Below are 12,470 nucleotides of genomic sequence, written 5' to 3' on the forward strand. Positions count from 1 at the left end.
AAAAACAAATGATCTTTATTCAAGGTAATCAATATCAATATATAGAACATCCGGCAATAGGCGGCAAAGCCAAAAATCTATTGAAATTAGGTCAATCAGGCGTGCTTGTTCCCAAATGGGCGGTATTACCTGCTGATTTCCTCGCTGAAGTTTTCAAGCATGTTTCCTCCATCGAGCATACAAAAGATGTATTGCATGCTATCGACCGATACGTCTTCCCTCCTGTCGTACACGCTGAATTAAACGAATTGTTTGCTGACGTTACCTATTTGGCAGTACGTTCTTCTGCATTGGAAGAAGATGGACGACAACATTCTTTTGCCGGACAGTTTGAAAGTTATCTGTATGTCAAAAAAGAACAGGTATTGGATCGCATAAAAGATGTCTGGCGATCCGTTTTTTCGGAACGTGTGCTTTCTTACCGACAGGCAAACCATCTCGGCCCGAGTTTAGGCATCGGCGTTATTGTACAGGAAATGGTTGATGCCGATGCTGCGGGAGTCGCTTTTGGCATGAATCCCGCAAATGGACACCGGAAGGAGAAACTGATATCGGCTGTATTCGGTGTAGGCGAGGGTTTGGTGTCCGGTGAGCTGGAAGCAGATAACTATATCATTGCAAATGGACGTCTCGACCGACAAACGGTTCGCAAAAAACAGCAATTGATACTGAATCCAGATGGTACAGGCGGAACGGTATTCGTGGACGTGCCAAGAATTAACCAGAATGACCAAGCGATTTCAGATGGCGTTATCTGGGAATTGGATCGGCTATTGAGCAAATTGAGAAAAGCATTCGGACTGCATCAGGATGTGGAATTTGCAGTCAAGGATGACAACCTTTATATCTTGCAGACGCGACCGATTACTGGACTTTCAAAATTACCCGATCCAACAAGCGAATACATCGTATGGGACAATAGTAATATCGTGGAATCTTACCCCGGCGTAACCACACCGTTGACCTTTTCTTTTATCAACCAATCCTACGAAACCGCCTATAAGATGTTTGTATCGATCTTGGGTGTAGATGAGCAGACGATCCATCGCCATCAACGTGTATTTGCGAATATGCTCGGATTCATTAACGGGCGGGTATATTACAACCTACGCTCCTGGTATCATTTATTGGCGATGCTCCCGGGATATAGTCTGAATGCACGTTTTATGGAACAAATGATGGGCGTTAAAGAAAGTTTCGATGTGCCCGAAAGCTACCTCTTGCCGAAAGGTAAAGCATGGAGGCGTATTCTAAAAATGCTCCTAAAAATGTACGGGCATTTCAGAACCTTGCCCAAACAGCGCATCGCGTTCAAAAATTTATTGGATCGCACGATTGACAAGTACAAAAAGATAGATTTTCAATCCAAAGATGCCAACGAACTGATGAATCTATATCTTCATTTCGAACGTACACTGCTCCATCAATGGAAAGCCCCCCTACTCAACGATTTTTTTGCCATGATATGGTTTGGACTGCTCCAAAAACGCTGTGAGGAATATACAAAAGAAAATCACCCGAATATCCACAACGACCTGCTATGCGGCAGCGCAGATATCATCTCGACGCAACCCATTCACCGCAGTGTCGAGATGGCAACCTATATTTCGGATACGCCCTATTTAAAACAAGTGTTTCTTCGCGAAACGCCCGAAGACATCTGGCAGTTTTTACTATACGACCATCTCCCCGAAAGCAAAAAAACAATGCAGATGATCCAACAGTACATAACAGATTTCGGGGAGCGGTGTGTTGGAGAACTAAAACTGGAGACCATTTCCTATACGCAAGATCCATCACGATTTGTACAGGTGCTGAAATCGTACGTCGAATCGGGGATTACAACAGCTAAGACCTCCAATCAAATAGAGGAAAAGCTCCGTACAGATGCAGAAGCCGTTATGAAAAAAGCGCTACGCTATAAACCGTTCAGAAAATGGATTTTCAAGAAAACACTGAAGCGCACCCGTGGTTTGGTGAGTGCACGCGAAAACCTACGCTACGAACGAACCAGAGGTTTCGGTATGGTACGGGAGATTTTCACCTATATCGGCAAGCGATTCCATGAGGAAGATATACTGGAATTTGATCGTGACATCTTCTTTTTGAGCAAAGAAGAAATTTTTGCCTATATCGAGGGCCGCAGCTTAACGACCGACCTAAAATCACTCGTTGCCGTACGGAAGGAAGAGCACGAGCGCTTTCAGCAGATGCCAATGCCATCCGAACGTATCGGCACCCACGGCGTTGTGTACCAAAGCAATGATTTTTACAGCAAGAGCAAGATAGAAATAATAGAAAGCGACTTAAAAGGAATTGGTTGCTGTCCGGGGCAGGTCAAAGCCAGAGCCCGTGTCGTACACCACCCGAATGAAATAGACTCCTTGGATGGCGATATTCTGGTGACGACCAGTACCGATCCGGGATGGGTAACGCTCTTTCCCAGTGCCGGAGCCATCATTGTGGAACGTGGCAGCCTTCTGAGTCATTCGGCGATCGTTTCCCGGGAAATGGGGATTCCCTGTATTGTCAGCGTAACAGGTTTATTGTCCCGTGTTAAAACAGGCGATTGGATCGAGATGGATGGAAGTACAGGTGAAATCAAGATTTTGGAAGAAGAACAAGAAAGTCACCAGCATGGGTAATCTGGATAAAAGAGTTGATTTTAGCATTATCCGCTACGCCAATTGTTGGGAAGATCCGGAGATTCTGCTCCAGGGATTGGCACCTCAAAGCGGTTCGAAAATTTTATCCATCGCTTCCGCCGGGGACAACAGCTTTTCCATGCTTACCGCTGATCCCGAACTGGTTGTCGCTGTAGACGTAAATCTGACGCAACTGTATCTCGTAGAATTGAAGAAAGCTGCTATCCGTTCTTTGGACTATGATGATGTACTTGTTTTTCTAGGTTTCCACGAGGGAGCAGACCGGCTGAAATTATTCCAACAGTTAAAACAGGAATTAGCCGTTGATGTACGTCAATATTGGGAACGACATACCTATACGATAACCCGAGGCATTATACACCAAGGGAAATTCGAGCGGTATTTTCAGCTGTTTGCCAAAAGCGTGTTGCCTTTCATCCACAGTAAAGGACGGGTTGAGCAATTATTGGCACCAAAGAACGAATTGGAACAAGTCCATTTTTACCACAAAAAATGGAATAGCTGGCGTTGGCGTTTATTCTTCAACATCTTTTTTAGCCGTTTGGTCATGGGGAAATGGGGGCGTGATCCGCAGTTCCTAAAAGAAGTAGGGATAGACGTTTCTTCTTACATTTTCAAGAAAGCTGAAAAACAGCTGAAAAAAGTCGGTGCCCAACAAAATCCGATATTGCGTTATAACCTAACAGGGAATTTCGGTGCGCTATTGCCACATTATCTACAACCGGAATCTTACCATAAAATAAAGGGCAATTTGGACAGCTTGGTTATCCGTCAAGGATTTGCCGAGCAGGTAGCCCGGGATTATGGACAATTTAATAGCATGAATTTATCCAATATCTTCGAATACATGGATAAAAAGCTCTTTACGGAAACGGCGGAAAAACTGATAAAGCTGTTAGCAGATGGTGGCAGAATAGGCTACTGGAATCTGATGGTGCCACGCCGTATCTCCGGTATTTTTCCGTCCGAAGTACGCTATCTGAGCAAACTGTCCCAACAGCTGACAGCGGATGACAACGGCTTCTTTTACAATCAATTTATCGTGGAAGAAAAGTAATGGAAACGAACTTAAAAAATACACTTATCCTCGCAGGATGTTATCTCCTACTCTTTGCACTCGGAGAGTTCTTGTATCACGTTCTTAAAGTAAAAGTCGAGTTGACAAGAAAGTTTGTGCATCTTGGCACTGGACTGCTGGCCTTACTTTTCCCTGTACTACTGGACAACCATTGGTGGGTACTGTTATTATGTGCTTCATTTGCGGTCATATTGATCTGTTCGCTACGCTTCCATTTGCTGAAATCTATCAACGCAATCGACCGCAAATCAGTAGGTAGCCTAGCTTATCCAGTAGCCGTTTATGGTTGTTACCTTGCATACAGCCATCAAGGCTATCAATATATTTATTATTATCTTCCCATCATGATACTCGCTATTAGCGATCCTTTGGCGGCATTATGCGGTAAAAAATGGCCGTGGGGTTCTTATCGAATAGCTGGAGCTACGAAAACCGCAACAGGATCCCTAGCCTTCTTTATCAGTGCGTTTTTGATTGCTATCATCAGTTGGCGATACCTGTATTTATCGGAGATGAATACGAGTAAAGTGCTCGCTTTCGCATTCATCGCATTATGGTCTACTATCGCCGAGGCCGTCAGCCGGGACGGCTACGATAACGTTTCGATTCCGTTTACAGTCATAGCGAGTATGTTATTGACACAATCATGGATAATCTAATGATCACCGAAATCTATATCAAAGAACAATCCGACGCATTTGCCCAAATAAATGTATCGCAGGGGAATGAACGTATGCCCACGGATCATTACTATGCAGGCATCGCGGTAAAACAGCAAGGTGTTTATCTCGCAAAAGCCGTTTTGTACATCAATAAGGGTATTTCATATAAAGATAGAAATGTTGGGCTGGTGGGTGCATACAAGGCACAGGAAAACGAGGAGGCGGTACGGCAACTGTTTCATACCATCGAAAAACAAGCTAAAGAACAGGGCGTAGATTTCCTCATCGGTCCGATGAACGGTTCAACTTGGGAAAACTACCGCTTTCATAATCATCCCGAAAAACCCTTGTTCTTTATGGAGATGAAACACGAACCTTACTATGCCAAACAGTGGAAATCAATAGGCTTCGAGCCGATAGCACACTATTATTCGGCCATAGCCACCGTTGTTCCACGACGAAATGAAAAAATCGACCAGTTAAAAAGCAGGTTGCTTCGTGATGGGGTTATCATCCGGGGATTAGATCGGGACAATTACGTGGCGGATTTAAAAAAACTATACCCGTTTTTACACGACTCTTTTAAACACAACTTTCTGTACAGCCCGATCAGCGAATCGTCTTTTTTAGAAAAATACCTACCGTTGCAATCTGTATTGAAACCCGAGTTTGTCCAAATTGCGGAACATGGGGGTGAGATCGTCGGTGTTCTGCTGGGCACAGATGATCTTTTAAACCCAGCTGGCAAAACTTTAATCATCAAAACACTTGCCCGCAGTCCAAAACGACTATATCGGGGTCTAGGATTAGTATTAGTTGACGAATTTTATCAAAAAGCTGTAACCAAAGAATATCAGCAGATTATTTATGCTTTGATGATTGATGAAGGAGACGCAACTCCCCTATCCGATCAGTACAATGGACACCTATTAAAAACCTACACGCTCTATGGAAAATCCATTTAACATCGCTGGTCTGTTTATGCATAACGCCGAAAAGTATCCTGACAAAACCGCTATCTGGGATAAAAACGGTGATAAAATTACTTTTTCAGAACTCGCACAGCATGTTCGGCTAACGGCAAACTACTTCAGACAAAAAGGGATACGAAGAGGTGACCGAGTTTTACTGTTTGTACCGATGGGCATTGATCTCTACCGAAATGTGTTGGCGCTGTTCTATCTGGGAGCAACCGTCGTCTTTGTCGATCAATGGAGCAAGATAGACCGTCTGGATACATGCTGCCAAATCGCGGATTGCAAAGCGTTCGTGGGTAGTTGGAAAGCCCATGTACTGCGTTTCCTTTCTAAAGGCATCCGGCAGATTCCGATTAAGTTAGGATTGTCTTATTCTGGAGATGGAAATGAACAAATGTGTCAGACACTGTTGGAAGACGCAGCACTAATTACGTTTACGACAGGCAGTACCGGAACGCCAAAAGCAGCACTGCGGACACATGGCTTTTTATACGAACAGTTTAAAGCACTGGAGGAGGAGATCCAAGCTAAGCCGTCGGATGTGGACATGTCCGTCCTGCCCATTGTTTTGCTTATCAATCTTGCCGTGGGATCGACTTCCGTGATTGCTGACTTCAACCCATCGAAACCTACGAAGATCCAGCCGCGAAAAATAGCAAAACAGTTGCGGGACTATCGGGTTACAAGACTGGTAGCTTCCCCCTATTTTATCAAACGCATTGCCGAACATGTTTCCGAACACAAAATTTCATTGCCGGAATTGAACGATATCTTTACCGGAGGCGCGCCTGTATTTTTAAAAGAAGCGAAACTATACAACAAGGCATTCCGGGATAAAAATGTACAAGTTCTCTACGGTTCCACGGAAGCGGAGCCTATTAGCTCCATAACCGCAGCTGAATTGGCGTCCGAAACACATACATTCAACCTAAAACAAGGCTTACCAGTGGGGTGTATTTTTCATAAAGCGCAAGTAAAGATTATTCCTATTACAGATAAGCCTCTTTTCGATATTTCTTCGGAGACGTTTGCGCGTATGCAACAGCCAGAAGGTGTATGGGGTGAAATCGTTGTTTCCGGTCCCCATGTGCTCACCCAATATTATGAAAATGAACAAGCTCTTCGGGTTAATAAGATCTTGATTGACGGTATCTATTGGCACCGAACGGGCGACAGTGGTTATATCCGGGACGAACGCTTATTCCTCACGGGGAGGTGCAATACGCTCATCCCGCAAGGAGAAGATTGGCTCTCTACTTTTGTTTTTGAAAACTTCGTGCAGTCTATCAACGGCGTGGAAATGGGAACGATTCTTTCCGACGGCAACGATATAAGGGTATTTATCGAATTAACCGAAGAAACCCCATCAACGAAGGAACATGTCCTAGCTGAGCTTCAACAACTGCCATTTAAGATAGCAACCGTAAAATTCCAGCAGCTGCCCAGAGATCCCCGCCACCATTCCAAGATTGAGTACGGCAAGTTAATCTAGAATGTCATCCGCTGTATTCTTATGGCATTCAAGATCGCCAACAATGCTACACCTACATCGGCAAAAACAGCTTCCCACATGGTCGCTAATCCTCCTGCTCCGAGAATGAGTACAATGGCTTTGACACCGAAAGCTAATCCGATATTTTGCCATACAATTTTCTTTGTCTGCTTGCCGATATGAATTGCCATCGGGATCTTGCTCGGTTTGTCGTCTTGGATGACCACGTCTGCCGTTTCGATAGTAGCATCGCTTCCCAGTCCACCCATCGCTATTCCCACATCACTCAATGCCACGACAGGCGCATCATTCACGCCATCGCCGACAAAAGCAACACTTTCACCTTTGGCTTTGATCTCTTTTATCTTATTTACTTTATCTTCCGGCAATAGATCTCCAAACGCATTCGGAATGCCCAAAGTTTTGGCCACATGGTCTACAACGGTGTGCTTATCACCACTCAACATGGTTGACTTTACACCAAGAGATTTCAACTTATCAATTGTCAATTGAGCATCCGCTTTGATATTGTCTGCAATCGTCATATACCCCACGAATTTGTGGTCATAGGCAACGGCAATCGCCGTATAGACAATACGGTCGAGATCTAAATTATATTCGATCCCAAATTTATCCATCAGTTTGAAATTACCGACCAACAGCTCTTTTCCATGAATGGTAGCTTTCAGTCCATGGCCTGCAATTTCTTCTGTATGGACAAGCTCGATGGAATGATCTACGTCTCCGACATAATGATGAATTGCCGTAGCAACGGGATGTGTACTCTGACTTTCCAGAACATTAACCATTTGAAGCATTTCATCTTTATCAAATTCCGCATTAAAATTAACCTCCTGTACGTTAAAAACGCCCTCGGTCATTGTTCCGGTCTTATCCATGACTACATTTTGGATACGGGCAAGGGTATCTAAAAAATTACTCCCTTTTATCAGAATACCATTTCTACTAGCTGCTCCAATACCACCAAAATAACCCAATGGGATAGAAATGACCAAAGCACAGGGGCAGGAAATAACGAGGAATACCAAGGCCCTATACAGCCAGTCGGTAAATACGTAGTCTGCAACAAACAATGCAGGTAAAAACGTAATTCCGATGGCGAGGAACACCACAATGGGTGTGTATATTTTAGCAAACTTTCGTATAAACAATTCTGTCGGCGCTTTCTGGGAGGATGCGTTTTGTACCAAAGCCAATATCTTACTCAATTTGCTATCGGTGTAAGCTGTTGTTACCTTTACTTGTGATACGGTATGGAGATTGATCATACCTGCCAAAACCGTTTCGCCTTTATTTTTCGTATCGGGTCTACTTTCTCCCGTTAATGCTGATGTATTGAACGATGCCGAGTCTGATAATAATTCACCATCCAAGCCGAGTTTTTCTCCCGGCTTCAGCTGTATGATCGCTCCAATGTCTACGGCTTCCGCCTTTATGGTTTGTGGTTCATTGTTTCTTAAGATAGTTACTTCATCAGGTCGTTGGTCAAGCAGGGATTTGATGTTTGACTTTGCTTTCGAAACCGCCATCGTCTGGAATACTTCACCAACACTATAAAATAACATAACGGCAACACCTTCTGGATATTCGCCAATGGCAAATGCACCGACCGTGGCAATACCCATGAGAAAAAATTCCGAGAATACATCGCCCTTACCCATACTCTCCACGGCTTCTTTGAGCACGGGCAGACCAACTGGAATATAAGCAACCACATACCAGATGCCCCTTACCCAACCTGTAAACCAGGTTTGGGGGAACACATGATCCATAGCAATACCTGCAAGCAACAACACGAGGGAAATAACAGCAGGCATAAATAGCTTGAAAATGCTGCCTTCCATGTCGGAATGTTCGTGTCCATGATCATGATCATGTTCTTCGTGACGATGCTTTTTTGTACTGCAACAACCATCTTCTTCTATAAAGTTTGCTGCGTCTGCTTTGGTATATATTTTTTCTTCTGCTGTACAACAAAGCTGCTTGCCTTCCGCATCGTATGTATGTTGGTGTGCCATTTTATCCTTTACGCTATCTATCTGAGACGTCAATATAACAACTTCACGTAAAGTTCCATAAAATAACGCTGTAAATCAAATATCCTTCCTATCATAACTTCTCCTTGCTTAACACGTTAACTTTTGTTAAAAGGCAAAAAAGAACCAAAGATTATTATATCTTTAGTACGAAAAGAAACGACTAACTGTCCAACATTACTAAATATGAAGCTACTGAACATATTGACCTATGCTACGAAAAATTGTCCCTTTTTCTAAAAACGTCTATTCCCAAAGTCCGTCAAAAACCTGCGTCACGCTTTCAACTCAACTTATCACTGTACCTATTATTGTAAACGTTTTATTGATAATAATCGGGTGTTTGGGATGGTCCGCGACGCTTTATGCACAAACAGGTACTATCAACGGGATTATAGTAGATGCCGGCGACGAGCCTCTTGCCAAAGCTACTGTTAGCATTGTGCGCGCCACAGACTCTACAGTTCTTAGTTATACCCTATCAGACGACCGCGGTCGGTTTGACCTTGTACGCATTCCGGCAAGGTCCGAACTGTTGCTTTACATTACGCATATCAATAGTGAGCCGTATCGTCAAAAGGTTACGCTTGAACCGAAGGAAAAACGTAATCTAGATACCATCCGAATGGCAGGGCAACAGCTGGACGAGGTGGTAGTTAACCACGTTGCCCCAATCCGCATGAACGGAGACACACTAGAGTATAAGGCAGATTATTTCAAGACGCGTCCGAATGCCAATGTGGAAGAGTTACTGCAATTGCTACCGGGATTACAAGTAAATGGGGATGGCACGATTTATTATCAAGGTCGGCAGGTTTCGGGCATACGTGTTAACAACAAGGATTTTTTTGCACAGGATATCACCCTAGCAACGCGAAATCTGGATGCCTCATTAGTGGATGTTGTACAGGTTATCAAAGACAAAGGTGAATCCAAGAGAGAGATATTGGACGATACAGATTTACCTATTGTGATCAATCTTAAGACGAAGAAGGAGTTTGTGAAGGCTGACTTTGGCAAATTCTACGGTAGCGGTGGTACGCGTGAGCGCTACGAAGCCGGAGCACTCGTTAACACCTTCCGCGATACGTTACAAATCAGTTTTATTGGTTATGGAAATAATATCAGCCGACAAGGGTTTGATTATAGCGAGCTCAGGCAGTACGGCGGGATGGCTCGGGCAGAGGCCGGAGGCACATCCTATTATAGTTACGGTGGATTACAACATAAGATATCACTCGGAATCAATGCGAATTATGATATCGGCAAAAAACTAAAAACTAACCTCATGTATACCTTTGAGAAACAAGATGACATTACCGAAAGTAACGGAAACAGCACCAGCTTTTATGATGCAATCACGGAGTTTTCCGCGAATCAGAACAGTGGAACATACATCAATAATTCCCATAAAATCCGTACTTTTATCCGCTACCGGCCTGATACAACCTCCATGGTCTCGTTAGACGGAACCATAGATTTTCGCCAAAATACCAACGATTCCTGGTATACTGTAAACACCATACGGGAGTCTTCCAATCCCGTGCAGGACGGTGAGAGTGAAAGTGGCTCCAAGACTCACCGCACGAACTTCCGCTATAACCTCTATGGAGAAAAAAAACTCCGACATGCTAACATTTTACTCTCTTTCCGACAGACGGGAAACAGGCAACAATCAACCAACAGGAATCATAACAATTCTTGGAACCACTATTATCTGTTTAACGACAGTACGGTAGACCAATCTACCCTACGCTACAGTAATGGCAATACCACTGACATCAATAATCATGTTAACATACAGATACCGGTGCGAAAACAAATCAATTGGGACTGGTATGCGCGTTACAACTGGCAGCAAAACCAAAATCTGGAGGACATTAACAACCGTATCAACGTAGATGAATATACCAATCGTAATGATGTGGCTAACAATAAACAGGGTACATTTGATTTTACTTATGTGGGAACCAAACTAAATGCAAGTATCTTTAATAAGAAAGTAAAACTCTCTGCAGGTACCGAGTGGCTGTCGTTAGGACGTACATATCATTACTATGATCAGACAGCCGATCTAAAGGATCGCCATTATTACTGGTTACCCAACGCTTCCGTAACCTATGCGGGTATCACAGCTTCCTATAATAAGAGCGTTCAGTTGCCCGGCTTTTATGCTATCGTCGCCGTGAACTCGAATCTCTACCCAACTTCTATTACCTTAGCCAGCCCCTATTTCGATAACCAAATGGAGCAAAGTATGCAGCTCCGTTACCAAAAGAACTTCAGCAAGATCAACCTAAGTTTTAGCAGTTCGATTAGTTATTCCAGGTATGACAACAGCATAGGATATCAGCGTACCTATGATATCGAAAACTCCCAATCGACCAACGGTCAATACCAAACCGCTGGTAATGATCAAATTTACATGTACGGACATCTCAGTAAACGCTTCGCTACGAAGAAAGATTGGCAAATTTCGATGAATCTCAACGGTTATAGTTCTATATCGTCATCTTATAGCATGGTCAACGGCGAAGAAAACAGGGGCAACCGCGGCTATGGCAATATCCAGAGTACCATCAATCTATCTTATAAAAACAATATTATACTTATCCCGACATACTCGATTGGCATCAGCGGTACCCGCTATGCGTGGCCTTCGGAAAACTTCCGCGACATCTCTAATATAAGACATAGCATCGGGACGGGTTTCCGTGTCGATAACTTGGCTAAATTCCGTCTGGAAACTTCTTACACGCTCCAAAACCAACCACAAAGCTTGCGAAAGGATCGTACCAATCTGCATGTAGTTAATGCCTCGCTATACTACCCCCTCTTGCAACGAAAAGGCGAATTGAAATTCACTGCCTTCGATATTTTGAACCAAAACCAAAATGTCAATTTAGGCAGTTCCGGTAATGCGAACTACTACAGTGAGCAGCTGACCTTAAGACAGTATTTTATGTTAGGGTTAGTATTCAAATTTCTGACTACGCCAAGTAAATAGAATCTCTTAGTTATTATAAAAATAAAAAAGCCGTTTTTCTTATCGAAAAACAGCTTTTTTATTTGCTCCTGAAGCTGGGCTCGAACCAGCGACCCTCTGATTAACAGTCAGATGCTCTAACCTGCTGAGCTATTCAGGAATTTTGTGCTCTAGAATGCAATTTGACCCGCTTTTCTAAAGTGATACAAAGATAAAGTTTAGTTTTTAATATCCCAAAAATAATTTAATAAAATATGCCCCTTTTAAAGATCTGGTTATGGTTGACCTATTTTTCCTGAAGCACGCCAAATTCCATCAAAAATATCCCAGAACCAGTTTAACAGGAACGTGATAAACACATATTTTCACATTGTAAGTGCCATCAGCTAATCTTCGCTTAGAAAGCAAAAAAGCCGTTTTCCTTATCGAAAAACGGCTTTTTTATTGGGCTCCTCAGGCTGGGCTCGAACCAGCGACCCTCTGATTAACAGTCAGATGCTCTAACCTGCTGAGCTACTGAGGAATTTATTTTTGTTTCTATCAAGCAACTTT

At 43.4% G+C, this 12,470-nt stretch carries 7 protein-coding genes and 2 tRNA genes; 6 read left to right on the forward strand and 3 right to left on the reverse strand.

Features of this window, described 5'->3' with window-relative positions:
- Window positions 1-8 precede the first annotated feature (8 nt).
- The 5 genes from H8B21_RS15825 to H8B21_RS15845 are packed head-to-tail and all read left to right on the forward strand — an operon-like array spanning window position 9 to window position 6,875.
- Entirely contained in the window at window positions 9-2,645 is a 2,637-nt protein-coding gene (locus H8B21_RS15825; RefSeq protein WP_190314702.1) for a PEP/pyruvate-binding domain-containing protein, read from the forward strand.
- A complete protein-coding gene (locus H8B21_RS15830) occupies window positions 2,596-3,723 on the forward strand; it encodes a DUF3419 family protein (RefSeq protein ID WP_317170402.1) in 1,128 nt (375 codons plus the stop codon). Before H8B21_RS15825 ends, H8B21_RS15830 begins: the two co-directional genes overlap by 50 nt.
- On the forward strand, window positions 3,723-4,403 hold the full coding sequence (locus tag H8B21_RS15835) for a diacylglycerol/polyprenol kinase family protein (RefSeq protein WP_190314703.1): 681 nt from the start codon (window positions 3,723-3,725) through the stop codon (window positions 4,401-4,403). Before H8B21_RS15830 ends, H8B21_RS15835 begins: the two co-directional genes overlap by 1 nt.
- Entirely contained in the window at window positions 4,391-5,371 is a 981-nt protein-coding gene (locus H8B21_RS15840) for a hypothetical protein (protein WP_190314704.1), read from the forward strand. Before H8B21_RS15835 ends, H8B21_RS15840 begins: the two co-directional genes overlap by 13 nt.
- Window positions 5,355-6,875 carry an AMP-binding protein gene (locus tag H8B21_RS15845; RefSeq protein ID WP_190314705.1) on the forward strand — a complete coding sequence of 507 codons (1,521 nt, stop codon included), beginning with the start codon at window positions 5,355-5,357 and terminating at the stop codon, window positions 6,873-6,875. Before H8B21_RS15840 ends, H8B21_RS15845 begins: the two co-directional genes overlap by 17 nt.
- On the opposite strand, the gene H8B21_RS15850 is transcribed toward H8B21_RS15845, so the two are convergent.
- On the reverse strand, window positions 6,872-8,914 hold the full coding sequence (locus H8B21_RS15850; protein ID WP_190314706.1) for a heavy metal translocating P-type ATPase: 2,043 nt from the start codon (window positions 8,912-8,914) through the stop codon (window positions 6,872-6,874). The genes H8B21_RS15845 and H8B21_RS15850 overlap by 4 nt on opposite strands.
- A gap of 229 nt (window positions 8,915-9,143) precedes the next feature.
- Between H8B21_RS15850 and H8B21_RS15855 the strand changes: the two genes are divergently transcribed.
- Window positions 9,144-11,939, forward strand: coding sequence for a TonB-dependent receptor (locus H8B21_RS15855; RefSeq protein ID WP_190314707.1), 2,796 nt, complete (start codon window positions 9,144-9,146; stop codon window positions 11,937-11,939).
- Window positions 11,940-12,004: 65 nt separating this feature from the next.
- Here the strand turns inward: H8B21_RS15855 and H8B21_RS15860 are convergent.
- Both H8B21_RS15860 and H8B21_RS15865 read right to left on the reverse strand, forming a co-directional pair.
- Window positions 12,005-12,078, reverse strand: a tRNA-Asn gene (locus H8B21_RS15860).
- A gap of 289 nt (window positions 12,079-12,367) precedes the next feature.
- Window positions 12,368-12,441: transfer RNA gene (locus H8B21_RS15865), tRNA-Asn, on the reverse strand.
- Between the last annotated feature and the right edge of the window lie 29 nt (window positions 12,442-12,470).

This window comes from Sphingobacterium chuzhouense (assembly GCF_014692525.1).
GTDB classification, from domain to species: domain Bacteria; phylum Bacteroidota; class Bacteroidia; order Sphingobacteriales; family Sphingobacteriaceae; genus Sphingobacterium; species Sphingobacterium chuzhouense.